The organism is Xylanimonas allomyrinae (assembly GCF_004135345.1).
GTDB lineage: Bacteria > Actinomycetota > Actinomycetes > Actinomycetales > Cellulomonadaceae > Xylanimonas > Xylanimonas allomyrinae.
In genome coordinates, this window is the sequence record NZ_CP035495.1 from 1,096,790 (window position 1) to 1,122,405 (window position 25,616).

The 25,616-nt window shown below is 73.6% G+C and carries 21 protein-coding genes and 3 pseudogenes; 6 read left to right on the top strand and 18 right to left on the bottom strand.

Going from position 1 to position 25,616, the window contains the following annotated elements; all coding sequences use genetic code 11:
* Positions 1 to 20: 20 nt before the first annotated feature.
* Together ET495_RS04970 and ET495_RS04975 are read left to right on the top strand one after the other, a co-directional pair.
* Positions 21 to 1,070: an alpha/beta hydrolase gene (locus ET495_RS04970; protein WP_245993317.1), complete on the top strand. Its 1,050-nt coding sequence runs from the start codon at positions 21 to 23 to the stop codon at positions 1,068 to 1,070.
* Positions 1,067 to 1,876, top strand: a complete 810-nt coding sequence (locus ET495_RS04975; RefSeq protein ID WP_129203120.1) for a glycerophosphodiester phosphodiesterase family protein — start codon at positions 1,067 to 1,069, stop codon at positions 1,874 to 1,876. Before ET495_RS04970 ends, ET495_RS04975 begins: the two co-directional genes overlap by 4 nt.
* Positions 1,877 to 1,891: 15 nt before the next feature.
* Here ET495_RS04975 and aroB read toward each other — a convergent pair.
* From aroB to ET495_RS05040, 13 genes and pseudogenes are all read right to left on the bottom strand, one after another.
* A pseudogene (gene aroB, locus ET495_RS04980) lies at positions 1,892 to 3,039 on the bottom strand (3-dehydroquinate synthase).
* Positions 3,036 to 3,572 (bottom strand): shikimate kinase, encoded by a 537-nt coding sequence (locus tag ET495_RS04985; RefSeq protein WP_129203122.1) that lies wholly within the window; start codon positions 3,570 to 3,572, stop codon positions 3,036 to 3,038. The pseudogene aroB and the gene ET495_RS04985 overlap by 4 nt, the downstream one beginning before the upstream one ends.
* Entirely contained in the window at positions 3,569 to 4,786 is a 1,218-nt protein-coding gene (aroC, locus tag ET495_RS04990) for a chorismate synthase (RefSeq protein ID WP_129203125.1), read from the bottom strand. Before aroC ends, ET495_RS04985 begins: the two co-directional genes overlap by 4 nt.
* Before the next feature lie 68 nt (positions 4,787 to 4,854).
* On the bottom strand, positions 4,855 to 5,730 hold the full coding sequence (locus ET495_RS04995; RefSeq protein WP_129203127.1) for a shikimate dehydrogenase: 876 nt from the start codon (positions 5,728 to 5,730) through the stop codon (positions 4,855 to 4,857).
* 4 nt (positions 5,731 to 5,734) lie between these two features.
* Positions 5,735 to 6,880, bottom strand: coding sequence for an endolytic transglycosylase MltG (gene mltG, locus ET495_RS05000; protein ID WP_129203129.1), 1,146 nt, complete (start codon positions 6,878 to 6,880; stop codon positions 5,735 to 5,737).
* Between the two features lie 61 nt (positions 6,881 to 6,941).
* Positions 6,942 to 8,078 (bottom strand): endolytic transglycosylase MltG, encoded by a 1,137-nt coding sequence (gene mltG / locus ET495_RS05005; RefSeq protein ID WP_129203131.1) that lies wholly within the window; start codon positions 8,076 to 8,078, stop codon positions 6,942 to 6,944.
* Between the two features lie 25 nt (positions 8,079 to 8,103).
* A complete protein-coding gene (gene ruvX / locus ET495_RS05010; RefSeq protein ID WP_245993318.1) occupies positions 8,104 to 8,592 on the bottom strand; it encodes a Holliday junction resolvase RuvX in 489 nt (162 codons plus the stop codon).
* A gap of 37 nt (positions 8,593 to 8,629) precedes the next feature.
* Positions 8,630 to 11,403 (bottom strand): annotated as a pseudogene (gene alaS, locus ET495_RS05015) (alanine--tRNA ligase).
* Positions 11,404 to 11,495: 92 nt separating this feature from the next.
* The gene (locus tag ET495_RS05020) at positions 11,496 to 11,843 is read right to left on the bottom strand and encodes a hypothetical protein (RefSeq protein WP_129203133.1); all 348 of its coding nucleotides are present in this window, start codon (positions 11,841 to 11,843) and stop codon (positions 11,496 to 11,498) included.
* Complete coding sequence (locus ET495_RS05025; protein WP_129203135.1) at positions 11,843 to 12,214, bottom strand: DUF948 domain-containing protein; 372 nt, start codon at positions 12,212 to 12,214, stop codon at positions 11,843 to 11,845. Before ET495_RS05025 ends, ET495_RS05020 begins: the two co-directional genes overlap by 1 nt.
* Positions 12,215 to 12,389: 175 nt before the next feature.
* A complete protein-coding gene (rpsD, locus tag ET495_RS05030) occupies positions 12,390 to 13,016 on the bottom strand; it encodes a 30S ribosomal protein S4 (RefSeq protein WP_129203137.1) in 627 nt (208 codons plus the stop codon).
* Between the two features lie 180 nt (positions 13,017 to 13,196).
* Positions 13,197 to 14,559 (bottom strand): annotated as a pseudogene (locus tag ET495_RS05035) (replication-associated recombination protein A).
* Between the two features lie 9 nt (positions 14,560 to 14,568).
* The gene (locus tag ET495_RS05040; RefSeq protein ID WP_129203139.1) at positions 14,569 to 15,606 is read right to left on the bottom strand and encodes a LacI family DNA-binding transcriptional regulator; all 1,038 of its coding nucleotides are present in this window, start codon (positions 15,604 to 15,606) and stop codon (positions 14,569 to 14,571) included.
* Between the two features lie 156 nt (positions 15,607 to 15,762).
* On the opposite strand from ET495_RS05040, the gene ET495_RS05045 reads away from it, so the two are divergent.
* The 4 genes from ET495_RS05045 to ET495_RS05060 all read left to right on the top strand — a co-directional run bounded on the left by ET495_RS05045 (position 15,763) and on the right by ET495_RS05060 (position 19,254).
* Positions 15,763 to 16,800: a substrate-binding domain-containing protein gene (locus ET495_RS05045; RefSeq protein WP_129203141.1), complete on the top strand. Its 1,038-nt coding sequence runs from the start codon at positions 15,763 to 15,765 to the stop codon at positions 16,798 to 16,800.
* Between the two features lie 66 nt (positions 16,801 to 16,866).
* Positions 16,867 to 17,805, top strand: coding sequence for an ABC transporter permease (locus ET495_RS05050; RefSeq protein WP_245993319.1), 939 nt, complete (start codon positions 16,867 to 16,869; stop codon positions 17,803 to 17,805).
* Positions 17,802 to 18,626, top strand: coding sequence for an ATP-binding cassette domain-containing protein (locus tag ET495_RS05055; RefSeq protein ID WP_129203145.1), 825 nt, complete (start codon positions 17,802 to 17,804; stop codon positions 18,624 to 18,626). Before ET495_RS05050 ends, ET495_RS05055 begins: the two co-directional genes overlap by 4 nt.
* On the top strand, positions 18,613 to 19,254 hold the full coding sequence (locus ET495_RS05060; RefSeq protein WP_129203147.1) for a nucleoside/nucleotide kinase family protein: 642 nt from the start codon (positions 18,613 to 18,615) through the stop codon (positions 19,252 to 19,254). The genes ET495_RS05055 and ET495_RS05060 overlap by 14 nt, the downstream gene beginning before the upstream one ends.
* A 5-nt stretch (positions 19,255 to 19,259) precedes the next feature.
* Here the strand turns inward: ET495_RS05060 and ET495_RS05065 are convergent, their stop codons facing one another.
* The 5 genes from ET495_RS05065 to ET495_RS05085 all read right to left on the bottom strand — a co-directional run bounded on the left by ET495_RS05065 (position 19,260) and on the right by ET495_RS05085 (position 25,583).
* On the bottom strand, positions 19,260 to 20,021 hold the full coding sequence (locus tag ET495_RS05065; RefSeq protein ID WP_129203149.1) for a GNAT family N-acetyltransferase: 762 nt from the start codon (positions 20,019 to 20,021) through the stop codon (positions 19,260 to 19,262).
* A complete protein-coding gene (gene aspS, locus ET495_RS05070; RefSeq protein WP_129203150.1) occupies positions 20,018 to 21,832 on the bottom strand; it encodes an aspartate--tRNA ligase in 1,815 nt (604 codons plus the stop codon). Before aspS ends, ET495_RS05065 begins: the two co-directional genes overlap by 4 nt.
* Positions 21,833 to 21,903: 71 nt before the next feature.
* Positions 21,904 to 23,283, bottom strand: coding sequence for a DUF1576 domain-containing protein (locus ET495_RS05075; protein WP_245993320.1), 1,380 nt, complete (start codon positions 23,281 to 23,283; stop codon positions 21,904 to 21,906).
* A gap of 213 nt (positions 23,284 to 23,496) precedes the next feature.
* The gene (hisS, locus tag ET495_RS05080) at positions 23,497 to 24,858 is read right to left on the bottom strand and encodes a histidine--tRNA ligase (RefSeq protein ID WP_129203152.1); all 1,362 of its coding nucleotides are present in this window, start codon (positions 24,856 to 24,858) and stop codon (positions 23,497 to 23,499) included.
* 41 nt (positions 24,859 to 24,899) lie between these two features.
* Entirely contained in the window at positions 24,900 to 25,583 is a 684-nt protein-coding gene (locus ET495_RS05085; protein ID WP_129203154.1) for an MBL fold metallo-hydrolase, read from the bottom strand.
* Positions 25,584 to 25,616: the final 33 nt, after the last annotated feature.

The window sequence follows — 25,616 nt, forward strand, 5'->3', positions numbered from 1 at the left end:
TCAGGGCATACAGTGCGAGCGTGACCGCGAACGGCGTGGGGGCGGATGCCCTGGCCTGGCGCACCGATGACCTGCTCGGTGCGCCGTTCGAGCGGGCGTCCCTGGGACCGGCGACGCTCGTGCGGCTGCCGTCCTCGCCCGCCGAGGTCGCCGCGGCGCGCGCGGTGGTGCTGCACGTGCACGGGTACAACGACTACTTCTTCCAGGCCCACCTGGCGCGGGAGCTCGCCGCGGCCGGGTACCTCTTCCACGCGGTCGACCTGCGCGCCGCCGGGCGCTCGTTGCGCCCGGGCGAGCTGCCGCACTACGTGACCGACCTGCGCGAGCAGGCGACCGACATCGCGGCGGCCGCCGCGGTGCTGCGCACCGCGTTCCCGCACCTGCCGCTCGTCGTGCACGCGCACTCCACCGGCGGGCTCACCGCGTCGCTGTGGGCGCACGCGCACCGGCACGCGACGGGGACGGCGGCCGGACCCGACGCGCTCGTGCTCAACTCGCCGTTCCTCGACCTGCCGGGCTCGGCGCTGGCGCGCGCGGTCGGCACGCCCGTGCTGGACCGCCTGGCGCTCGTGCGGCCGCAGACGACGCTGTCCCACGGCCCGTCCTGGTACGCGACGGCACTGCTGCGCGCGAACGGCGGGGCGTGGGACTTCGACACCGCGCTCAAGCGCCCGCAGGGCGTGCCCGCGCGGGCGGGCTGGCTGCGGGCCGTGCGGCGGGCGCAGGCGCGGGTCGCGAGCGGGCTGGCGATCGGGTGCCCCGTGCTGTTCGCCGCGTCGACGGCCTCCAGCCACGACGGGCCGGACAACCCGCTCGTCGGCTCGACCGACACCGTGCTCGACGCCGACCAGATCACGGCGCTCGCCCCGCGCCTGGGCCGCGACGTGACCGTGCTGCGCATCGCAGGCGGCGTCCACGACCTGTCGTTGTCGGCGGACGGGCCACGGCGCGCCTACCTCGACGGCATGCTCGACTGGCTTGCGGCGCACCTGTCGGCGCACCCGGGGGCGGGCACGGGGGCGGGCACGGGGGCGGGCAGCCGGACGGCGACCGAGGAGCGTCCCGCATGACCCACCCGTACTTCGACACGGCGCAGCCCGACGGCCGCCGCCGGATCGCCGCGCTCGCGCACCGCGGCTTCGCCCGGCCCGGCGGCGTCGACAACGGCCTGGAGAACTCGATGGCCGCCTTCGCCGCGGCCGTCGCGCTCGGGTTCCGCTACGTGGAGACCGACGCGCACGGGACGTCCGACGGCGTCGCCGTCGCCCTGCACGACGTGTCGCTCGACCGCACCACCGACGCGCACGGGCTCGTGGCCGACCTGCCGTGGTCGCAGGTGCGGCAGGCGAGGATCGGCGGCGTCGAACCCGTGCCGGCCCTGGAGGACGTGCTGGGCACGTGGCCCACGCTGCGCGTCAACATCGACGTCAAGGCCGCCTCCGGGATCGTCCCCGTCGCCGACGCCGTGGAACGCACCGCCGCGCACGAACGTGTGTGCATCACGTCGTTCTCCACGCGCCGCCGCAAGGCCACGCTCGCCCGGCTGTCGCGGCCGGTGGCCACGAGCGCCGGCACGAGCGAGGTGGCGGGCTTCCTCGCCGGGGCACGCCTGCGTGTCCCGGCCCTGGTCCGGGCCTCGCTGCGGGGCGTCGGCGCCCTGCAGGTGCCCGAAGCGCACAAGGTCGGACCGCTGCGGCTGCCCGTGGTCGACGCCCGCACCGTCGCCGCCGCGCACGCCGCCGGACGGCAGGTGCACGTGTGGACGGTCAACGATGCCGAGCAGATGCGGCACCTGCTCGACCTGGGGGTCGACGGCATCGTCACCGACCGCGCCGACCTGCTCAAGGACGTCCTCGAGGCCCGTGGGGCGTGGTGACCCCGGCGTTCGGCGTCAGCCGAGCGGGACGCTGACCCCGGGCCGGCCCGTCGGCGGCTCCTTGCTGACCTCGGCGTAGGCCGCCGCCAGCAGCGCCGGGTCGGGACCCTCGAGACGCACCGGCTTGGCCACCGCGTCCAGGACGACGAAGCGCAGCAGGTCGCCGCGGGACTTCTTGTCCCGCCGCATCGCCGCCAGGAGCTGGTCCCAGCGGTCGCCGCGGTAGGTCGTCGGCAGCCCGAGCGACGTGAGGATGTCGCGGTGCCGGGCCACGACGTCGTCGGGCAGCTTGCCCGCGAGCCGCGCGAGCTCGGCCACGAACACCATGCCGACGGCGACGGCGGCGCCGTGACGCCACTGGTAGCGCTCGACGAGCTCGACCGCGTGCCCGAAGGTGTGCCCGTAGTTGAGGATCTCTCGCAGGCCCTGCTCGGTGAGGTCCTCCCCCACGACGCGCGCCTTGACCGCGACCGACCTCTCGACGAGCTCGGCCAGGACCGCCCACGTCTGCGGGGCGGCGTCGGCGCCCTTCCAGTCGCGCAGGTCCGCGGCATGCTCCTCGACCAGCTCGAGGATGCGCGGGTCGGCGATGAACCCCGTCTTGACCACCTCGCCGAGCCCTGCGACCAGGTCCCAGCGGTCGAGCGACGCGAGCGAGGCCAGGTCGCACAGCACACCGGCCGGCGGGTGGAACGCCCCGACGAGGTTCTTACCCTCGGCCGTGTTGATGCCCGTCTTGCCGCCCACCGCGGCGTCGACCATGCCCAGCAGCGTCGTCGGGACGTGGACCACCCTGATGCCGCGCAGCCACGTCGCCGCGACGAACCCGGCCAGGTCGGTGGTGGCCCCGCCGCCCACCGCGACGATCGCGTCCGAGCGGGTGAAGTCGGCCTGCCCGAGCACCTGCCAGCAGAAGGCCGCGACCTGCGCGGTCTTCTGCTCCTCGGCGTCGGGCAGCTCGACGGCGAACGCCTCGTAGCCCTGCGCCGCCAGGTCCTCGCGCACCGCCTCACCCGTCGCGGCGAGCGACGCCGGGTGCATGACCAGCACGCGGCGCACCTTCGCCCGAGCAGGCCGGGCAGCTCGCCCAGCAGGTTGCGGCCGATGACGACGTCGTAGGGCGCGGCGCCCCGAACCGTCACACGGGTGGTCTCGACGGTCATGCGGGCAGCTCCTTGTCGATGGACTCGCGGACGGTCTCCGCGACGGCCTCGGGCTCGCGTCCGTCCGTCAGGACGTGCAGCGTCGACACCCGTTCGTAGACCGGTCGCCGCTCCTCCATGAGCGCGGCCCACCGCGCACGCGGGTTGCCGAGCAGCAGCGGCCGGGACTGGTTGAAGCCGACGCGCGGCGCGGCGTGCGCGAGGGTCACGTCCAGGAAGACGACGACGCCGCCGCGCGCCGCGTAGTCGGCCAGCAGGTCCTGCGTCGCCGGGTCGAGCACGGCCCCGCCGCCCAGGGCCAGGACACCCTCGTGCTCGGCGAGCGCCGTCGCGACGGCGGCGCTCTCCAGCGCACGGAACGCCGGCTCGCCGTCGTCGACGAAGATCTCGGTGATCGGCTTGCCCGCGACGGCCTCGACGTCCTGGTCGGTGTCGCGGAAGGCGACGCCCGCCCCGCGCGCCAGGTGCGTGCCGACCGTCGTCTTGCCGCTGCCCGGCGGCCCGACCAGGACGGCCAGAGGCCGCGCGCTCACCGCAGCGTCTCCGGGATGGCCGCCAGGTACGCCTCGGCGTTGCGCCGCACCTCGGCCACCGAGTCGCCGCCGAACTTCTCGACGACGGCCTGTGCGAGCACGAGCGCGACCATCGCCTCGGCCACCACGGCCGCCGGAGGCACCGCGCACACGTCCGAACGCTGGTGGTTCGCGGTGGCTGCCTCACCCGTCGCGGTGTCGATGGTGCGCAGCGCGCGCGGCACGGTGCTGATGGGCTTCATCGCGGCGCGCACCCGCAGCACCTCGCCGTTCGACATGCCGCCCTCGATGCCCCCCGCCCGGTTGCTCAGGCGCTCGACACGCCCGTCGGCGCCGCGCACGATCTCGTCGTGCGCCACCGAACCGCGCCGGCGGGCCGTGCGGAAGCCGTCGCCGACCTCGACGCCCTTGATCGCCTGGATGCCCATGAGCGCCCCCGCCAGGCGCGCGTCCAGGCGGCGGTCGCCCTGCACGTAGCTGCCCAGGCCGGTGGGAACGCCGTACGCGAGCACCTCGACGACGCCGCCGAGCGTGTCGCCGTCCTTGTGGGCCGCGTCGATCTCGGCGACCATCGCGCCGCTCGCCGCGGCGTCGAAGCAGCGCACCGGGTCGGCGTCGAGCCGCTCGACGTCCGACGGCGCGGGCAGCGCGGCGCCCTCGGGCACCTCGGCCTGCCCGATGGCCACGACGTGCGACACCAGCCGCACCCCGGCCACCTGCTCCAGGAACCGTGCGGCCGCCGTGCCGAGCGCGACCCGCGTGGCCGTCTCGCGGGCGCTGGCCCGCTCCAGGACGGGGCGTGCGTCGTCGAAGCTGTACTTGCGCATGCCGACCAGGTCGGCGTGCCCCGGGCGGGGCCGGGTGAGCTTCTTGTTGCGCGCCACCTCGCGTGCGTCACCGGTACCGGCGTCGACGTGCAGCGCGTCCGCTGCGACAGGGTCGGGCGCCATGACGTCGACCCACTTGGGCCACTCGGTGTTGCCGATCTCGATCGCGAGCGGCCCACCCTGCGTCACCCCGTGGCGCAGACCGCCGAGCACGCGCACCTCGTCCTGCTCGAACTTCATGCGGGCGCCGCGGCCGTAGCCGAGCCGGCGACGGGCCAGGGCGGCCTGGATGTCGGCCGTCGTCAGCTCGACCCCGGCGGGCAGACCCTCGATCACCCCCACCAGGGACGGACCGTGCGACTCCCCCGACGTCAACCAGCGCAGCATGCGGCGATTCTCGCACGGGCGCCCCGCCGGGCGGCGCGCCCGTCCACGCTCGCGCGGGCGCCGCGGCGTCAGGACACGGGGCCCGGCCGGTACCCCAGCGCCTCGCTCAGCGTGGCGTCCATCGCCGCGAGCGGTGCGTTGCGCCCCGTCATCAGCCGCACCTGCTCGGCGGCCTGGTGCAGCAGCATCCGCTCACCGCCGACCACGACACCGCCCAGCTCGCCCCACGCTCGCGCGAGCGCCGTCGGGCGCGGGTCGTAGACCACGTCGAGCAGCACCCCTGCGACCGTCCCGGCACGCCCGCGCAGCGTCGCCGCGACAGGGTCCGCAGCGTGCGCCGGAAGCGTCGAGATGACGACGTCGGCCTGCCGCAGCGCACCGAGGGCGGCGACGGCGTCGAGCACCTCGAACCGCGGGGACGCGCCCAGCCGCTGTGCGGCCTCGTGCAGCGTCGCGGTCCGCGCGATCGACCGAGCCAGGACGCGGGGCGCCACGCACCCGAGCTGCAGCAACGCTGCCACGGCCGAGGCCGCCGTCGCTCCCGCCCCGAGCACCACGGCCCGCTCCACCGCACGGCCCGCCAGGCCCTCGCGCAGCGCATGAACGAGGCCGTGCACGTCGGTGTTGTAGCCGCCCAGCGCGATCCCGCACGACGACGGTCGCACGACGACGGTGTTGACCGCCCCGGTCGCTGCGGCGACAGGGTCGATGTCGTCGAGCATCGGGATGACCGCCTGCTTGAGCGGCATGGTCAGGCTCAGGCCAGCCCAGCCCAGGTCGAGGTCACCGACGACGTCGCGCAGCGTCTCCGACGTCGTGTCGAGCGCGGAGTACTGCCAGCCCTCCAGGCCCAGCGCGTCGTACGCGGCGGTGTGCAGCACGGGCGAGAGCGAGTGCGCGATGGGGTGGCCGAGCACTGCGGCTCGGCGGGTGACGTTGGGCATGGCCTCAGCGCTGCCCGTTGGCGGCCTGCCAGGCGCGCAGCTCGGCGACGTTCGCCTGGTGCTCCTGCCACGTCACGGCGAACTTGGTCTCGCCCGTGTCGAGGTTGACGGCCGTCCAGAAGATCCAGCCGCCGTCGGCGGGGTGCATCACGGCCTCGACCGACGACGCGCCCGGGTTGGCGATCGGGGTCGGGGGCAGGCCCTTGTGCGCGTAGGTGTTGAACGGGTTGCTCGGATCCTGGGTGTCGGCGGTCGTCAGGTCGGTACCCGGCTTGTTCAGGCCATAGGCGACCGAGGCGTCGATCTGCAACGGCATGTCGGCGGCGAGCCGGTTCTCGATCGCGCGCGCCATCATCGGCCGGTCCGGGGCGTACTTGGCCTCACGCTCGACGAGCGACGCCTTCGTGAGCACGGCCTCGCGGTTCTCCGGCGCGACACCCTGTGCGTCCAGCTCGGCGACCGTCTTGCCGATCATCGTCGCCAGCAGCGTCACCGCGGTGTCCTTGGGCTGGACCGTGTAGGTCGCCGGGTAGAGCCACCCCTCGACCTGGCCGCCGGCCTCGGCGGGCAGGCCGATCGAGGCCGGGTCCGCGACGGCCGCGTCGAGGTCGTCCTTGGTGATCGTCGTGACCGACGCGATGCGCTCGAAGACCTGAGCCGCGGTGAACCCCTCGGGGATCGTCACCTTGGTCTCGACCTTCTCGTTCTTGACGAGCGCGGCCACCGCGTCGGAAGCCTTCATCTCCGTGAGCAGCGAGTAGGTGCCGGGCTGGATGCCCGCGGCTGCCGGGTTGTGCGAGAACGCGTCGGTGAACGCGCCGACCGAGGCCACAACGCCCGCGCTCACGAGGACGTTGCCCATCACGGCGCCCGTCGCACCCGCGGGGATCTCGACGTCGACTGGCTCGCCCCCGGGGCCGGGGTAGTCCGCCGACGCCCGTGAGAACGGGTTCCACGTCGACCCGGACAGCTCGCCCCAGGTGCTCCACCCGACGGCCGCGACGACGGCCAGCACGACCACCACGATGATGGCCGAGCGCACACGCCGACGCCGGCGACGCTTGGCGGCGGCTCGCAGTCGAGCAGCGGAACGGCGCCCGCTGGGCCCAGGCGGCTGTGCGAGGGCGGGGTGCTCGAAGAGGTCGGTCACGCGTGAAGCCTAATCGTCTCGGGCCGCAGGGCCTTGGATCTGCTCTGACAAGTGCTCCGGCTCAGAAGCCGTTGGCGGCGGCCCAGGTCTGGAACTGCCGTCGGTAACCGAGAAAAACGTTGTAGTCGTCGGTGAACTTTGTCTCTCCCGTGTGCAGGTCGACAGTCACAAACCATAGCCAGTCCCCCGGCGTCGGCGCGGATGCAGCCTGGATCGCGGCGACGCCCGGGTTTCCGATAGGCGTCGGGGGCAGGCCACGGTGCACGCGCGACGCGAACGGCAGATCCGGGTCGTTGAACTGCGCTCGGGTGATCAGGTGTGCCGGGATCCCGAGTCCGTAGGAGTCGATCGCGTCCATGCCCAGCGGCATGCCGATCGCGAGCCGGTTCGTGATGACGCGGGCGACCTTGCCACGATACCCCTCGGGCGCCTCACGCTCGATGATGGACGCCTCGGTGATGATCGACTGACGCCGTTCGGCCGGGACGCCCAGCCGGTCGAGCTCGCGCGTCGTCTGCGCCACCATCCGCGCGAGCAGCGACGTCGCCGTGTCGCCCTGCTCGACGGTGTACGTCGCCGGGAAGAGCCAGCCCTCGACCACGCCACCGGCCATCTCCGGCAGGCCGATCGAACCCGGATCGGCGACGGCGGCGTCGAGGTCGGAGCGGCTGATCTCGGTCTGCGCGGCAACCCGGTCGAGCACCTGCTCCAGGGTGAACCCCTCGGGAACGGTGACGCGCACCATGATCCGGTCGTTGCGCAGGAGGTGCTCGACGGCGTCGGCCGCACGCATGCCGGTCAGCAGCTCGACGGTGCCGGGCTGGATGCTCGCGGCGCCGGGGTGCCGCGCGAACGCCGTCGTGAACGCGGCGACCGACGCGACGACGTCGGCGTCGGCGAGGATGCCGCCGATCGTCGCTCCCGTCGCCCCGGCGGGGATGTCGACCAGGACGGGCTCCTCCCCCGGCCCCCCGAAGTCGGCCGCGGTCGCCCGATCCACCAGCGTCCGCACGGCGGCCACGTCGCCGGCGACCGCGCCCACCGCGACCCCTGCCACCAGCGCCACGCAGGTGGCCACCGTGAGGCAGATCCGGTGGCGGCGCCGCCTGCGGCGCGCCGCGGCCCGGTCGCGGGCACCCGCGCGGCCACGCGACGCCGTCGGCCTGGGGCGGACGCGAGGGTCGGAACGGTCAGTCACGCGCAGAAGGTCCCGTCGGTCGAGGTCAGGTCGGCGGCGGCTCCACGAGCTCGCCTGCGCGCGCCCCCGCGGACCGCTCCGCGTCGAGCGCGGACTGCAGGATGATGACGGCCGCCGCCTGGTCGATGACCGGGCGGTGACTCTTCGACGTGCGTCCTGCGGCGCGCAGCTGGCTCGTCGCGGTCACGGTGGACATGCGTTCATCCACCATACGGACCGGCACCGGGGCCACCGCCACCGCCAGGCGCATCGCGAACGCGCGCGCGTCCACAGTCGCCGCACCCTCGGCCCCCGACAGGTGGCGCGGCAGCCCCACGTAGACGACGGCCGCGGAGCGCTCGCGCGCCTCGTCGGCGATCCGCCGCACGTCGGCGCTGCCGGCCCCCGTCGCGTCCAGGACGCGCGGCACCGTCGCGACCGGCGTCGCGACGAGGCCATCCGGGTCGCAGGCGGCGAGGCCGACCCGGGCCTTGCCGACGTCGACGCCAAGGCGGGCGCCGCGAGGCAGTGCCACGCGTGCGCCCGCCGGGTCGCTCCAGCTCACGGCGGGCTCAGGCCGCGACGACCGCGCGCACGCCAGCCGTCACGCCGTCGAGCGCTGCGGGGAGGGCAGAGGCGTCCGAGCCGCCACCCTGGGCCAGGTCCGGCTTGCCGCCGCCACCGCCACCCAGGACGCCCGCGGCGGCCTTGACGAAGTCACCCGCGCGCAGCCCCGCCTCGCGCGCCGCGGCGTTGGTCGCGACGACGACGAGCGGGCGCCCGGAGGCCACGCCGCCGACGGCGACGACCGCGGGGCCCGCGTCACCGAGTCGGCCGCGCACGTCGAGCGCCAGGGCGCGCAGGTCGTCCGCCGAGGCGACCTGACCGGCGTCGTGCGCCACGACCCGGACGACGGACTCGCCGCCGCCGACCTCGATCGGTTCCGCGGCGAGCCGGCCCGCGGCGGCCAGGACCCGCGCCTGCCGCAGCGCCGCGAGCTCCTTCTCGGTCTCCTTCAGGCGCGCCAGAAGCGACCCGACGCGGTCGGAGAGCTCCTCCGGACGCGCGCCCAGCAGGCCCGTGAGCTGCCCCACGAGGGCGTGCTCCTTGGCCTGGAACCCGTACGCGCCGTCGCCCACGAGCGCGTCGACACGCCGCACGCCCGAGCCGATGGACGCCTCGCCCAGCAGCGCGACGCGGCCGATCTCGCCCGACGCCTTGACGTGGGTGCCGCCGCACAGCTCGCGCGACCAGTCGCCGCCGATCGACACGACGCGCACGATGTCGCCGTACTTCTCCCCGAACAGCGCCATCGCGCCCAGTTCGCGCGCGGCGGCGATGGGCATGAGCTCGTCGGTGACCTCGAGGTTCTCCGCGAGACGCACGTTGACGCGCTCCTCGATCTCCCGAGCGCGGAGGCCGGGACGGCCGCGGGCGAGCGGAAGTCGAAGCGCACACGGCTCGGGGCGTTCTCCGACCCGGCCTGCGTGCGGTCCTCGCCGACGAGCTCGTGCAGCGCCTTGTGGATCATGTGCGTGGCCGAGTGGGCGCGGCTGATCGCCACGCGACGCTCGACGTCGATCGTCGCCGTGCCCGGGTCCCCGAGCGCGACCGTGCCCTCGACCAGCCGGCCGCGGTGCACGTTGAGGCCCTTGATGGGCCGCTGCACGTCGTCGACCTCGATGGTCGCGCCGCCGTCGAGCACGATCGTGCCCTGGTCGGCGAGCTGACCGCCCGCCTCGGCGTAGAACGGGGTGCGGTCGAGCACGACCTCCACGTCGACGGGTGCGCCGTCGCGCACCGTCGCGGCCGGCGCGGGCACGCCGTCGACCAGCAGGCCGACGACGACCACGGCCGAGTCGGTGTGCGTGTAGCCCAGGAACTCGACGGGCGCGTCGAGCTCTCCCGCGATGGTCTCGTAGGCGCGCAGGTCGGCGTGCCCCGTCTTCTTGGCCAGCGCGTCGGCGCGCGCCCGCTGCTTCTGCTCGGCCATCAGGGCGCGGAACGCCTGCTCGTCGACCTGGACGCCCTGCTCGGCGGCCATCTCGAGCGTGAGGTCGATCGGGAAGCCGTAGGTGTCGTGGAGCGCGAACGCCTCGGCACCCGAGAGCACGGGCACCCGCAGCCCGCCCGGCGACGCCTCGCCGAGCGTGCCCCCGGCCCGCGATCCGCCGGTGCGCGCCGCGGTCTCCTTGGCCTTCCCGACGGCGGCGTCCAGGATGGTCGTGCCCGCCGCCAGCGTGCGGCGGAACGCGTCCTCCTCGCCGTAGGCGACGTCGCTGATGCGCGCGAAGCCCGTCTCCAGCTCCGGGTAGGACGCCTTCATCGCTTCCATCGAGACCGGGAGCAGCGCCGGCATCGCCTCGGCGTCGTAGCCGAGCAGGCGCACGGCGCGCACGGCCCGGCGGATCAGGCGGCGCAGCACGTAGCCGCGACCCTCGTTGGACGGGCGCACGCCGTCACCGATGACCATGAGCGAGGACCGCACGTGATCGGCGATGACCCGCATGCGCACGTCGTCCTCGGGGTCGGCGCCGTACCGCTTGCCGGTCAGCTCCTCGACCGTCGAGATGACGGGGTAGACCTCGTCGATCTCGTAGAGGTTCTCCTTGCCCTGGAGCAGGAACGCGATGCGCTCGAGGCCGGCACCCGTGTCGATGCTCTTCTTCTCGAGCTCGCCCAGCAGCGGGTAGTCCTTGCCGGTGCCCTCGCCGCGCACGAACTGGTCGAACACGAGGTTCCAGATCTCCAGGTAGCGGTCGCCGCCCGGGTCGACGTCACCGCCGACGGCGTCCGGGCCGTAGGCGGGGCCACGGTCGTAGTGCCACTCGGCGCAGGGGCCGGCCGGTCCGGGCTGGCCCGTGTCCCAGAAGTTCTCGTGCCGCGGCAGGCGCACGATGTGCTTCGGGTCGAGGCCGATGCCCTTGGTCAGCGCGTCGAACGACTCGTGGTCCTCGTTCCAGAGGGTCACCCACAGGCGGTCGCCGTCGAAGCCGTAGCCACCCTTGTCCTGGGGCGAGGTCAGCAGCTCCCACGCGAAGTCGATGGCACCCGTCTTGAAGTAGTCCCCGAACGAGAAGTTGCCGTTCATCTGGAAGAACGTGCCGTGCCGCGTCGTGCGGCCCACGTTCTCGATGTCGTTGGTGCGGATGCACTTCTGCACGCTCGCGACGCGCGGCCACGGGGCGGGCTCGGTCCCGAGGATGTAGGGGATGAACGGGACCATGCCGGCGATGGTGAACAGGATCGAGGGGTCCGGGGAGACCAGGGGCACGCTCGGGACGAGCTCATGGTCCTTCGAGCCGAAGTAGTCGAGCCATCGCTGGCGGATGTCGGCGGTGCGCATGGTGTCCTTCACAAGTCAGTGGGGTGCTCGCGCCATTGTCGCGCGCGTGGCGCGGCAGGCAGAAGCGAAAGGTCGTGGGAGCGGCACCCGGCTCAGAACGAGTAGCCGAGCTCCGCCTCGTCGTCGTCGACGTCGGGGCCGCCCGCGGCGAAGGAGCCGCGGGCGCCGCTAGCTCGGGCGGCGCGCGTCGCGGCCGGGTCGGCCTGGCCCTCCGCCAGCAGCGCCGCGGTCAGCTCGGCCTCGCGGCGCTCACGGGCCTCGGCGAACGTCGCACGGAACTCGTGCGCCGCACTGCCCGCCCGCTCACCGGCCTCGTGCGCGGCCTTCTCGGCACGCTCGGCGATCGTCGCGGGCAGGTACTGCCGCACGATCGTGCGACCTCGCCGGTACACGACCACGGTGACCGCGACGCCGACGCCGATCCAGAACAGGCGGCGCATCAGCGCGAGCCCTTGCCCTTGCGCGGGAAGGCCCCGGCGAACGCCTGACGCGTCGCGTACGAGAACGCGGCGACCTTCACGAGCGGGCGCCCGAGCGTGGCCGCGTACAGCCCGGCCAGGGCCGACACGTTCTCGCTGACCTGCGCTGCCGACGTCGTGATGGTGTCGACCTTGCTCAGCTGTGCGTTGGCGCCTGCCACGGTGCCGGCGGCCTCGTCGAGGATCGGCACCGAGTGCTCGGTGACCTCACGCAGGGAGCGCGTCGCCTCGTCGAAGACGCGGCCGAGCTTGACCAGCGGCACCGCCAGCAGGCCGACCAGCAGCACGAAGGCGATGGCGGCGATCAGGCCTGCCACGTCACCCACGGTCATCGGATTCTTCCCCTCTCGGTGCGGACGCCCTGGTCACCCTATCCGACGCGCCGCGTCGGCCCGGTGCGGCCGTCGTGCCGCATGACGCCGACGGACGACGCCCCGCCGTCCTGCGGCGGGCAGGGCGACGGGGCGTCATGACGTCGGTGGTCAGGCGGAGCCGACCACGCCTCGGTCAGCGCGCGTAGAACTCGACGACGAGCTGGACCTCGCAGGTCACGGGGACCTCGGCACGCTTGGGGCGGCGGGCGAGGGTCGCCTGGAGCTTCTCGAGCGAGACGTCGAGGTAGCCGGGGACTGCCGGCAGCACGTCGCGGTGGGCGCCGGCGGCGGCGACCTGGAACGGCGTGGTGGCCTGCGACTTGGGCTTGACCTGGAGGGTCTGGCCGGGCTTCACGCGGAACGACGGGCGGTCCACGATCTTGCCGTCCACGAGGATGTGGCGGTGCGTGACCGCCTGGCGCGCCTGCAGGATCGTGCGGGCGAACCCGGCGCGCAGCACGAGCGCGTCGAGACGGGTCTCGAGGTCCTCGACCATGACCTCACCGGTCAGGCCGGCGGTCTTGCGGGCGTTCTCGTAGACCTTGACGAGCTGCTTCTCGCGCAGCGCGTACTGGGCGCGCAGACGCTGCTTCTCGCGCAGACGCACCGCGTAGTCCGACTCGGTGCGACGGCGGGCGCGGCCGTGCTCGCCGGGCGGGTAGGGGCGCTTCTCGAAGTGCTTGACGGCCTTGGGGGTCAGGGCGATGCCCAGGGCGCGGCTCAGGCGGACCTGGCGGCGCGAACGGGTCACAGAGGTCACTGTGCTTCCTGTCCTGTTGGAGGATCTGATGAGGTCACACCCGTACCGCGGAAGGATCCACGCCGGGTGCGGGACCAGCCGATGCCCCCTCGAAGAAGGGAGACGGGGCCGAGGTCCCAGGAGTCGCCGCCGGTCTCCCGGGTAGGCAACCTGGCCATCCTACCCCAAGGCCGATTCCGCTCAGGCCTGGTCCAGGATCTCGCGGATCCTCGCGAGGCGTTCGGTCACCTGCCGCTCGTACCCGCGGTCCGCCGGCTCGTAGTAGTGCCGGCCGGCGAGCTCGTCGGGCAGGTACTGCTGCGGGGCGATCGCGTGCGGGGCGTCGTGCGCGTACTGGTAGCCCTTGCCGTGGCCGATCCGGTCGGCGCCCGCGTAGTGCGCGTCGCGCAGGTGCATCGGCACGACGCCGGCCCGCCCCGCCCGCACGTCCGCGAGCGCCGCGTCGATCGCGGTGTAGGCGCGGTTCGACTTCGGGGCGGTGGCGAGGTGGACGACGGCCTCGGCGAGCGGGATGCGCCCCTCGGGCATGCCGATCATCTGGACGGCTTGTGCGGCGGCGACGGCGGTCTGCAGCGCGGAGGGGTCGGCCATGCCGACGTCCTCGGACGCGGAGATGATGAGCCGGCGCGCGATGAACCGCGGGTCCTCCCCGCGGCGATCATGCGGGCGAGGTAGTGCAGGGCGGCGTCGACGTCGGAGCCGCGGATGGACTTGATGAAGGCGCTGATGACGTCGTAGTGCTGGTCGCCGTCGCGGTCGTAGCGGACCGCTGCGACGTCGACGGCGCGTTCGACGGTGGCCAGGTCGATGCGGGTCGCGCCCTCGGACAGGGCGGTGCCGGCTGCGGCTTCGAGGACGGTGAGCGCCTTGCGGGCGTCGCCGCCGGCCATGCGCACGAGCTGGTCCTCGGCGTCGTCGTCGAGGGTGACGGCTCCGCCGAGGCCGCGGTCGTCGGTGACGGCGCGCGTCACGAGGGTGCGTACGTGCTCGCTGGTGAGGGGCGGAGGGTGAGCAGCAGGGAGCGGGACAGCAGCGGGGAGTTGACGGAGAACGACGGGTTCTCGGTGGTGGCGGCGACGAGGGTGACCCAGCGGTTCTCGACCGACGGCAGCAGGGCGTCCTGCTGCGACTTGGAGAAGCGGTGGACCTCGTCGATGAACAGCACGGTCTCCTCGCCGCCGGTCGCCAGGCGCCGGCGGGCGTCGTCGACGACGGCGCGCACGTCCTTGACGCCGGCGGTGACGGCGGACAGCTCGACGAATCTCCGGCCCGAGACGGTCGCGACGAGGTAGGCGAGAGTCGTCTTGCCGGTGCCGGGCGGCCCCCAGAGGATCACGGACCCGGGTGCGGCGCGGCGGGCGGCGCCGTCGGCGGGTTCGACGAGGCGTCGCAGCGGCGAGCCGGGGGCGAGCAGGTGCTCCTGCCCGGCGACCTCGTCGAGCGTGGCCGGGCGCATGCGCACCGCGAGCGGGGCTCCGGGGCCGGGACGCGAGACCTCCGGGGTGCCGTGCTCACCGGTGGTGATCGCGTCGAACAGGTCCATGGGCTCACCCTACGGACGCGCGGGGACACGGGCGTCGCGTTCGGCGGCTTGTCGGCAGCCGCACGACTCGCGGTGCTGGAGGGACGGGGTGATGCGTTCGAGGACGGGCGGGTGGTCGTCGCCTGCGACTCGCCCGAGCAGCAGGCGTACGGCGCGTCGCGCCATGGTGGTCAGGTCTTGCCGCACCGCTGTCAGGCGTGGTCGGAACAGGTCGGCCCACTCGAAGTCGTCGTAGCAGACGAGGGCGACGTCGCCGGGCACGGCAAGGCCGAGCCGGTCGAGTGCGCGCAGGGTTCCGATGGTCATCGCGTTGTTGAGGACGACGACGGCGCTGGGCCGGTCCGGCCGCGCGAACGCGTGGAGCACGGCGTCCTCGGCCGCGTCGGCGCGCGAGTGCCCGGGCAGGACGAGCGCCGGGTCCTCGTCGAGGCCGCGTGCCGCGACGACGGCGCGGTACCCGTCGAGCCGTTCGGTGGTGGTGTCGAGCCCTGCCATGCCGCAGACGGCGGCGATGCGGGTGTGCCCGAGGTCCGCGAGGTGGTGGACGAGGTCCTCGACTGGCTCGCGGTTGAGGGGCACGACCTGGTCGCAGTCCGCGTCGGTGTGCCGGTCCACCAGGACGAGCGGCACCCCGTGGGCGAGCACCTGCGGGACGGTGCCCTCGCCGGCTCGTGCGCTGGGGGCCAGGAGGAGTCCGGCGACGCGCTGGTCGAGCATGCGTTCGACGACGGTCGCCTCGTGGCCGGGCTCGTCGCCGGTGTCGCCGAGGATCACGGCGTACCCGCGCGACCCGAGCTCCTCGTTGACGGCCGAGACCAGGGTGCCGAAGTACGGGTTGGTCAGCGCGGAGATCGCCACCCCGACGGTGCGCGTCTTGCGCTGGGCGAGCGAACGGGCGACGTCGTTGCGCCGGTAGGCAAGCCGCGCCATCGCGTCCTCGACGCGTGAGCGCGTGTCGGGTGCGACGGCACGCGTCGAGTTGAGCACGTGGGAGACGGTCGAGACCGACACTCCGGCGAGTCGGGCTACGTCGTCCATCGTCGCCATGGCGGACCTCCTCGGGTCGCGGTCCGGCCCGGCGTCAGCGCCGGCGAACCGTCACGGTTCAGCATCGGCGACGCGCAAGCGGTTGCGCAAGCGCTTGCGCGCTTCTAGCGTGACGTCGGTCACGTCAGTGCCAGCGATCGGACAAAGGAGTTCGCCATGCTCGCCTCGCGCAAGACCACCCCCTCGCGCCGGATCCGCGCCCTCGCGGCCGGAACCGGGGTCCTCGCCCTTCTCGGCCTGGCCGGGTGCTCGTCGCAGCCCTCCGGGGGCTCCGGCGACGGCGCCTCCCCCGGCGACGCCGTCAAGGTCGGGCTCATCACGAAGACGGACACCAACCCCTTCTTCGTCCGCATGCGTGACGCCGCGAAGGAGGCGGCCGACGCGCAGGGCGCCGAGCTCATCGCGCTCGCGGGCGCGTTCGACGGCGACAACGAGGGCCAGGTCGCCGCCATCGAGAACCTCGTGTCCCAGGGGGTGCAGGGCATCCTCATCACGCCCAACTCCTCGACCGGGATCCTGCAGGCGATCGCCGACGCGCGGGACGCGGGCGTGATCGTCATCGCGCTCGACACGGCCACCGACCCGGAGGACGCCGTCGACGCCACGTTCGCCACCGACAACCACCAGGCGGGCGTCTACCAGGGTGCCTGGGTCAAGGCGAAGCTCGGCGACTCCGAGCCCGTCGTCGCGATGCTCGACGGCACCCCCGGCGGCACCGTCGACACCTTCCGGCACGACGGCTTCCTGGAGGGGATGGGCCTGACCGAGAGCTCCCCGCAGATCGCCGCCAAGGAGAACACCAACGGCGACCAGACCAAGGCCCAGACGGCGATGGAGAACATCCTGTCCGCGCACGCGGACGTCAACGCCGTCTACACGATCAACGAGCCCGCGGCCCGCGGTGCCTTCCAGGCGATCTCCGACGCCGGGCTGGCCGACGGCGTGACCATCGGCTCGATCGACGGGTCGTGCGCCGGCGTGCAGGCGGTGGCCGACGGCCAGATCGGGGCGACGGTCATGCAGTTCCCGAACGAGATGGCCGCGCTGGGCGTCAAGGCCGTCGTGAAGTACGCCGCCGACGGCACGAAGCCGACCGGGTTCCACGACACGGGAGCGCAGCTGATCACCGACCAGCCCGTCGAGGGCCTCGACTCCCAGGACAGCGCATGGGGTCTCGAGAACTGCTGGGGCTGACCGATGGGTGCCGCATCTGACTCCCCCGCCCCGGCACGCACGCGAGGCGGAGCGACGCGGTGGGCCGTGCTGGCGAGGAGCCCGCTCGTCGGGCCCCTCGTCGCCCTCCTGGTCGCGGTCGTCGTGTTCGCCGTCATCACCGACACGTTCCTGCGGCCCACGAACCTGTCGCTCATCCTCCAGCAGTCGGTCGTCATCGGGATCCTTGCGGTGGCGCAGACGATCGTGATCCTCACGGCCGGCATCGACCTGTCGATCGGTGCCGTGGCCGTGCTCGGCACGATCGTCCTCGCCAAGGTGGGCGGTGAGCACGGCCCGCTGGTCGCCATCGTCGCGGCAGCCGCCGTGCTCGCCGTGGTCGGGCTCGTCAACGGCGCCCTGGTCGCCTGGGTGCACCTGCCACCCTTCATCGTCACGCTCGGGGTGTTCACCGCCATGTACGCCGCCACCCAGCTGTACGCCGGGTCGCAGGTGTATCCCGTGGCCAAGGGGCCCCTGACCTGGCTCGGCACCAAGCTGTCGTTCGGCGGGCTGACCATCACCACGGGCGTCCTGGCGATGCTGCTGCTGTACCTGCTCGCGTGGTACGTGCTGTCGCACACGGCCGCAGGCCGGCACCTGTACGCCGTCGGCGGTGCACCCGAGGCGGCCAGGCTGACCGGCATCCGCTCGGGTCGGGTCCTCGTGATCACCTACCTGGTCGCCGGCGTCGTCGCGGTCGTCGCGGCGTGGGCCGCGCTGGGCCGCATCCCCAACGCGGACCCGAACGCCTACCAGAACGCCAACCTCGAGACGATCACGGCCGTCGTCATCGGCGGCACCAGCCTGTTCGGCGGGCGCGGGTCGGTACTGGGCACACTGGTGGGCACCTTGATCGTCGCCGTCCTGCGCAACGGGCTCACGCAGGCGGGCGTCGACAACCTCTACCAGAACATCGCGACCGGCGCCCTCGTCATCGCGGCCGTCGCACTCGACCAGGTCTCCCGCAGGAGGGTCCAGACATGACCACCCAGGTGCCGGAACCCCCGGCCCCGACCGTGACCCCGGTGACCCCGGTGCTGGCAGCGACCGGGCTGACCAAGCGCTACGGGTCGGTCGTCGCGATGGACCGCGCCGACTTCGAGCTGCTGCCGGGCGAGGTGCTGGCCGTCATCGGGGACAACGGCGCCGGGAAGTCGACGCTCATCAAGGCGTTGTCCGGCGTCCTGACCCCCGACGCCGGCCAGATCCTCGTCGACGGCGAGCCGGTCGCCTTCCGCACCGCGCGCGACGCCCAGGCGCACGGGATCGAGACCGTCTACCAGGACCTCGCCCTCGCCCCCGCCCTGGACATCGCCTCGAACCTCTTCATGGGTCGCGAGCTGCGCCGCCCGGGGCTGCTCGGCACGGTCGCGCGCATGACCGACAAGCCCGCCATGCGGCGCCGCTCCCAGGAGTTCTTCGACGAGATGCAGATCCGCGTCACGTCGGTGACCCAGCCCGTCGAGGCGCTCTCCGGCGGGCAGCGGCAAGGGGTTGCCGTCGCCCGCGCCGCCGCGTTCGGCAAGCGCGTGATCATCATGGACGAGCCGACTGCGGCACTCGGCGTGCGCGAGTCGGGCACCGTCATCGACCTGATCAAGCGCATCCGGGCGCGCGGCATCCCCGTCGTCCTCATCAGCCACGACATGCCGCACGTGTTCGAGGTCGCCGACCGCATCCACGTCCACCGCCAGGGTCGGCGCGCGGCGGTCGTCCGTCCGGGGAACCGCACGATGGCGGAGGTCGTCGCGTTGATGACCGGCGCGCTCGAACCGACACAGGACGAGCGCCGTGGGATCGCGTGAACGCCTGGCGACGGGCGCGCTCGTCGAGCGTGCCCGTCGCCTCGCGGCTCGCCCGGGGCGCACGATCCTGGGGATCACCGGCCCGCCCGGGGCCGGCAAGTCCTGGCTCGCGCGCGCCGTCGTGGACGCGCTCGGCCCACGCCTGGCGGTGGCCGCGGGGATGGACGGGTTCCACCTGTCCAACGACGTCCTGAACGCGCTCGGACGCCGTCAGCGCAAAGGGGCGATCGACACGTTCGACGACGCCGGGTACGCCTCGCTCATCACGCGGCTGGCCCGGCAGGTGCCGGGCGACGGCGTGGTGTACGCCCCGGTGTTCCACCGGGAGATCGAGGAGCCCGTCGCCGCCGGCGTCGGCGTGGACGCCGACGTGCCGCTCGTCGTCACCGAGGGCAACTACCTGCTGGCCACGTCGGGAGCGTGGCCGCTGGCCCGCGCCCACATGGACGAGGTGTGGTTCCTCGACCCGCCCGACGACCTGCGCATGAAACGTCTCGTCGACAGGCACCACGCCTTCGGCAAGTCACGCGACGAGGCGCGCGCGTGGGCGTCGGGGACCGACCAGGTCAACGCCGACCTCATCGCGCGCACGCGGGCGAGCGCCGACCTGGTCGTCGAGATCGTCTGAGCGGCTCAGCGCGAGCTCTCGTTCGCCTGCACCACGACGAACCCGACGCGCGCGTACGTGCGGCGGGCGGCGTCGTTGTCGGCGTACATCCCGAGCGTGACGATCGGCGCCTCGGCGAGCCCGGCGCGCACCGCGACCGCCGTGGTCGCCGCGGCGACGCCGCGACGCCGCCACGCCGGGTCCGTCCCGACGGACCCCAGCACCCACGGCGCCCCGGGCACGCGCCGGTCGGCGCCGACGACGCCGCGCAGCACGCCGTCGTCGTCGCGCCAGCCCCACCAGCGGGAGCGCGGCTCACCCACGGCGAGCTCGCCCTCGGGGTGCGCGACGCCGAGCGTCGCGGCCGCCTCCCGGAGGCCGGCCCGGCCGGTGAGCTCCTCCACGCGCTCCTGCCCCGGGAGGTCGGCGGGCGCGCGATCGGTCATCAGCCAGTCCCAGTGGGCCTGCGCCGGTCGGTCGAACGGTGCGGGGACGGCGGCGGTCAGCCGGGCGAGCGCCGCACGCGTGCCGCGCGGGACCGTCGTGCGCCCCACCGGCGCGAGGTCGCCCGCGGCCAGGACGAGGCGCGCGACGGCGTCGGGCGAGCCGACGCCGTAGACCCCGTATCCGTCGGGCTCGGTGGCCGCCAGGCGGCGCAGCCGCAGCAGCAGCGCGTCGTCGTCCCACCACGCGTGCGACGCGTCCCACGCGTGGTGGGCGGACTCCGTGACGACCAGCGGGTGGGACGCCCACCGCTCGGGCAGGTCGACGCCGACCGTGGCGATCACGCCGGGTCGTCGCCCTTCTGCTGACCGCCCTTCGCACCCTTGGCGGTGGCGACGGCGTCGACGCCGGCCTCCTTGCGCTGCTCCGGCGTGATCGGGGCGGGCGCCTCGGTCAGCGGGTCGAAGCCGCCGCCCGACTTGGGGAACGCGATGACGTCGCGGATCGACGGCGACTTGGTCAGCAGGGCGACGATGCGGTCCCACCCGAAGGCGATGCCGCCGTGCGGCGGGGCGCCGAACGCGAACGCGTCGAGCAGGAAGCCGAACTTCTCCTGCGCCTCGGCCGGGCCGATGCCCATGACGTCGAAGACGCGCTCCTGCACGTCACGGCGGTGGATACGGATCGACCCGCCACCGATCTCGTTGCCGTTGCAGACGATGTCGTAGGCGTAGGCGAGCGCGTTGCCCGGGTCCTGCTCGAACGTGTCGATCCAGTCCGGGTTCGGCGAGGTGAACGCGTGGTGGACGGCGGTCCAGGCCGAGTGCCCCAGCGCGACGTCGCCCTCGTCGGCGGCCTCGCCGGTCGGCTTGAACAGGGGGGCGTCGACGATCCACACGAACGCCCAGGCGTCGTCGTCGATCGCGCCGGTCTTCCTGGCGATCTCCAGGCGTGCCGCACCCAGCAGCGCGCGCGCCTCCGACGTCTTGCCGGCGGCGAAGAACACGGCGTCGCCCGGCTGGGCGCCGGTCGCGGCCGCGAGCCCGGCACGCTCGGCGTCGGACAGGTTCTTGGCCACGGGGCCGCCGAGCGTGCCGTCCTCACCGAACGTCACGTAGGCCAGACCGCGAGCGCCGCGCTGCTTGGCCCACTCCTGCCAGGCGTCGAACTGCCGGCGCGGCTGCGAGGCCCCGCCGGTCATGACGACGGCGCCGACGTACTCGGCCTGGAACACGCGGAAGGGCGTGTCGGCGAAGTACCCGGTCAGCTCGACGAGCGGGTTGCCGAAGCGCAGGTCGGGCTTGTCGGAGCCGTACAGGCGCATCGCGTCGGCGAAGGTCATGCGCGGGATCGGCGTCGGGATGGTGTAGCCGATGAGCTCCCACAGCGCGACGAGCACCTTCTCGGCCATCGCGATGACGTCGTCCTGCTCGACGAAGCTCATCTCGACGTCGAGCTGTGTGAACTCGGGCTGCCGGTCGGCGCGGAAGTCCTCGTCGCGGTAGCAGCGCGCGATCTGGTAGTAGCGCTCCATGCCGGCGACCATGAGCAGCTGCTTGAACAGCTGGGGCGACTGCGGCAGCGCGTACCAGGACCCGGGGGCCAGGCGCGCGGGGACCAGGAAGTCTCGGGCGCCCTCGGGGGTCGAGCGGGTGAGCGTCGGGGTCTCGATCTCGACGAAGTCCTCGGCGTCGAGCACGCGGCGGGCGGCCTGGTTGACCTTGGCGCGCAGGCGCAGGGCGTGCTGGGAGGCGGGGCGGCGCAGGTCGAGGTAGCGGTGCTTGAGGCGTGCCTCCTCGCCGATGACCTCGGTGCCGGGCAGCGCGGTGGAGACCTGGAAGGGCAGCGGGGCCGACTCGTTGAGGGTGACGACGTCGGTGGCGATGACCTCGATCTCGCCGGTGGCGAGGTTGGCGTTGGCGTTGCCTTCGGGACGCCGGGCGACCTCGCCGGTGACCTGGAGCACGAACTCGGAGCGCAGCGGGTGGGCGACGGACTCGTCGCGGACGACGACCTGGGCGATGCCCGAGGCGTCACGCAGGTCGATGAAGGCCACTCCTCCGTGATCGCGGCGGCGGTCGACCCAGCCCGTGAGGGTGATGGTCTGACCGATGTGCTCGGCCCGCAGGGAGCCGGCCGTGTGGGTGCGCAGCACGGAGAGGTCCTTCCTTTCGCTGGTGGACACGCGGGTGGGGCGCGCAGAGGTGGCCGCGCCGACGCGCGATTCTACCCGGGGGTCGGTGGCGGCGGCTCCGCGACGGCGGGGCACGTGTGGTGGTCGGGCTCGGCCGTCTTGACCCCCTTGACTCCCTTGCCGCGGATGCGCAGCTTGGCGTTGAAGACGGGGAACAGCACGAACGCGACGAAGCCGGCGGAGAACCCGTTGTTGTACAGGTTGAGGCCGCCGTGCAGCAGGCCGACGTTGGCGACCAGCGCCATGTGCAGGAAGCCCGCGACCACGCCGTAGGCGCTGCCGAAGACGCCGCTGACGGGTGCGAGCGTGGTGCCGAAGAGGGCGGCGAGCAGCACGTGCGTCGAACCGATGTCGGTGTTGGTGAACGCGGTGGCGAGCGCGACGCCGACGAGGATGGGCAGGCAGTTGCGCGGGTGCTTGCCGTACGCGCCGAACCCGATCACGGTGAAGATGCCGCCCAGCACGGGGCCGTTGAGGTCGCCGCCGACGATCAGCACGTACGCGGTGGCGAGCACGCCCATCAGGCCCATGTTCATGACGGTGCGCCCGATGCCCTCGAGGGCGACGAAGTCGCTGGGCGCCTGCCCCGTGCGCCGCAGGAACCCGGCCATGCCGCGCACGGACCGCCCGTTGAGGAGGAACCCGCACACGAGCAGCGCGAGGCAGAAGGTGAACGTCAGGACGCTGAGCTCGAACGTGTAGCCGGAGGAGACGTTGTAGACCTCGACGACGTCGTACTCGAGCAGGTTCATGACGGCGACGATGACCATGCCGACGATGCCGGCGGTGAACCCCACGTTGTACAGGCTCAGGCCGTGGTGGAACTTGGCGAAGTGGCGGGCCATCGGCGGGATGACCAGGCCGATGAAGATGCCGAGTGCGTACCCGAGCAGGATCCCCTGCCACAGCGGCAGGCCCTTGCCGAACGCCATGAAGCTCACGGCCGGGGCGAGCGCGGTGCCGAACAGGCTCTCGACCTGGTAGTCGGAGAACCGCTTGCGCTCCAGCTTGGCGTACAGGAAGACGCCGAGCGTGATGGGGATCGAGTTGAACAGGTTCTTGCCGAACAGGGCGAACCCGAACACGGTGAAGAGCCCGGCGATGACGGGCCCGGAGAACTCGGTGCGTTCGAGCCGCACGAGCACGACCGACAGCAGCGTCAGCAGCCCGGCGTTGAAGAACGTGGCGCCGACGGAGGCGATGGCCATGTAGTCGGTCAGCAGGCCGCTCGGCGAGGACAGGATGGCCAGGGTGCCGCGCATCAGCTCGGCCGGGGTGTCGACGACGAACCCGAGGACGACCGCGCCGAGGCACAGGGTCACGAGCAGCCGGAACTTGACCTTCTGCAGGTCGGTCTCGACGTCGTCGCGCATGCGCCGGCCCACGGAGGTCGCGAGAGCGGTGAGCGTCACGGCGGCTCCCCTCGCTGGCCTCCTCGATCGTTGAACCGTCGACGATACCGATCGTTCCGCCGCCGATCCAGGCGGCACCGGCCCGCTGTCGCATCGTGTCGGCACCCGCGGACAATGGCGAGCGATCAGCCCCGCCGGCGCCCCGAGGAGGCCCCCGCCGGCCCGCGCCGAGCGCAGCGCGCGGGCCCGGCGGGCGGGTGTGCGCGCCCGGCCTCAGGCGCCCGGCACCACCCGGGGCCACCAGTCCTCGGCCGGCGGCGCCCACTCCCCCGCGTCCGCCGCGGCCTGCTCGCCCGAGCGGATGTCCTTGACCTGGTCGGTCTCGCCCGGGAACCACACGAACGGGATCCCACGCCGGTCGGCGACCTGGATCTGCTTGCCGAGCTTGGCCACCTTGGGGGCCACGTCCGCGGGGATGCCGCGCGCCCGCAGCGCGTCCGCGACGGCGTCGGACGCCGCCCGGTCCTCCTCGCTCATGACGGCGACCAGCACCGCCGTCGGGACCCCGCGCGTGGCGCGCACCAGGCCCGCCGACAGCAGCCGCGACACCAGCCGCGAGACCCCGATCGACAGCCCCACGCCCGGGTAGGTGCTCTTGCCGTCGGACGCGAGCGTGTCGTACCGCCCGCCCGAGCAGATCGACCCCAGCGCCTCGTGCCCCACCAGCACGGTCTCGTAGACCGATCCGGTGTAGTAGTCGAGGCCGCGTGCGATCTTCAGGTCGGCGACCACGACGCCCGGCGCGCGCACCGCGGCGGCCTCGATCAGGGCACCGAGCTCGGTCAGGCCCGTCTCCAGCAGGTCGGTGACCGCCCCGTGGGAGGCCGCGAGCGCCCGCACGGCGTCGGTCACGGACGCGTCGGAGCCGGAGATCGCCGCGAGCTCCAGGCAGGCCGTGGCCTGCTCGGTCGTGGCCCCGCACTCCTGGACGAGCAGCGCGGCGACGGCGTCGGGGCCGATCTTGTCGAGCTTGTCGATGTGGCGCAGCACGCCCTCGACGTCGTCGAGGCCCAGCCCGCGGTAGAAGCCCTCGGCGACCTTGCGGTTGTTGACGAGGATGCGCACGGGCGGAAGGCCGACGCCGGCCAGGGCGCCCAGCGCGGCGGCCATGACCAGCGGCAGCTCGACCTCGTAGTGGTAGGGCAGCTCCCCGGCGCCGACGACGTCGATGTCGGCCTGGACGAACTCGCGGAACCGGCCGTCCTGGGGGCGTTCGCCGCGCCACACCTTCTGGATCTGGTAGCGCTTGAACGGGAACGCCAGCCGGCCGGCGTTCTCCAGGACGTAGCGCGCGAACGGCACGGTCAGGTCGAAGTGCAGGCCGAGCTGCTTGTCGGCCTGGGTGTCGGGGGCCGCGGCGTCGTCCTGGGCCTGCAGGCGGCGCAGCACGTAGACCTCCTTGGAGGTCTCGCCCTTGCGCAGGAGCTGGTCGAGCGGTTCGACCGCCCGGGTCTCGATCCCGGCGAACCCGTGCAGCTCGAACGTGCGGCGCAGCGTGTCGAGGACGTGCTGCTCGACGACGCGGCCGTCGGGGAGCCATTCGGGGAAGCCGGAGAGGGGGGCGATGCGAGCCATGCGCGCGATTCTCCCAGACGGTGCGCCCGGTCCGGGCGCGCTCAGCCGCCGAGGTACGGGTTGGTCGCCAGCTCGTGGGCGACCGTCGTCGTCGGGCCGTGCCCGGGCACGACGCGAAGCCCGGGGTCCAGGCGCCCGACGACGTCGCGCAGCGTGGCGCGCATCGCGGCCGGGTCGCCGCCGGGCAGGTCGGTGCGCCCGACGCCGCCCGCGAAGAGCACGTCGCCCGCGAGCACGACGTCGCCGGCCACGTAGAGGGTTGCGCCCTCGGTGTGGCCCGGGGCGGGCAGCACGCGCAGGCGCACGGCACCGGCGACGAGCGTGCCGTCGTCGTCGGCCTCGGCGCCGAAGGGCACGACGGCGGACGGCGCCCGGTAGTCGTCGGCGTGCAGGCCCTGGGCGGTCAGCGCCTGGACGAGCGCGCCGCTCACGCCCGGCCCGGTGAGCCCGAGCGTGCCGAACGGGTCGGCGAGGCGGTAGGTGTCGGCCTCGTGGATGCGCAGCGGCACGCCGAAGGCGTCGCACAGCGCGGCCGCGTCCCACGTGTGGTCGACGTGTCCGTGGGTGGCGAGCACGGCCCGCACCGTCCACCCGTGCTCGCGCACGAGCCGCTCGACGGTCGCGGCCACTCCGGCGCCCGCGTCGACGACGACGCAGTCGCCGTCCTGCACGACGACGGTGCAGTTGGTGGCGAACACGGGCGCGACGACGAGGTGGACGTCCATGGCCCGAACGCTAGCGCGCCCGGCGGGCCGCCG

Bases quoted from the DNA above. Each gene is read 5' to 3' on its own strand.
- ET495_RS04975 (WP_129203120.1), top strand. From the start codon at position 1,067: ATGACCCACCCGTACTTCGACACGGCGCAGCCCGACGGCCGCCGCCGG.
- aroC (WP_129203125.1), bottom strand. From the start codon at position 4,786: ATGCTGCGCTGGTTGACGTCGGGGGAGTCGCACGGTCCGTCCCTGGTG.
- ET495_RS04995 (WP_129203127.1), bottom strand. From the start codon at position 5,730: ATGCCCAACGTCACCCGCCGAGCCGCAGTGCTCGGCCACCCCATCGCG.
- ET495_RS05020 (WP_129203133.1), bottom strand. From the start codon at position 11,843: ATGCGCCGCCTGTTCTGGATCGGCGTCGGCGTCGCGGTCACCGTGGTC.
- ET495_RS05025 (WP_129203135.1), bottom strand. From the start codon at position 12,214: ATGACCGTGGGTGACGTGGCAGGCCTGATCGCCGCCATCGCCTTCGTG.
- ET495_RS05040 (WP_129203139.1), bottom strand. From the start codon at position 15,606: ATGGCGACGATGGACGACGTAGCCCGACTCGCCGGAGTGTCGGTCTCG.
- ET495_RS05045 (WP_129203141.1), top strand. From the start codon at position 15,763: ATGCTCGCCTCGCGCAAGACCACCCCCTCGCGCCGGATCCGCGCCCTC.
- ET495_RS05055 (WP_129203145.1), top strand. From the start codon at position 17,802: ATGACCACCCAGGTGCCGGAACCCCCGGCCCCGACCGTGACCCCGGTG.
- hisS (WP_129203152.1), bottom strand. From the start codon at position 24,858: ATGGCTCGCATCGCCCCCCTCTCCGGCTTCCCCGAATGGCTCCCCGAC.
- ET495_RS05085 (WP_129203154.1), bottom strand. From the start codon at position 25,583: ATGGACGTCCACCTCGTCGTCGCGCCCGTGTTCGCCACCAACTGCACC.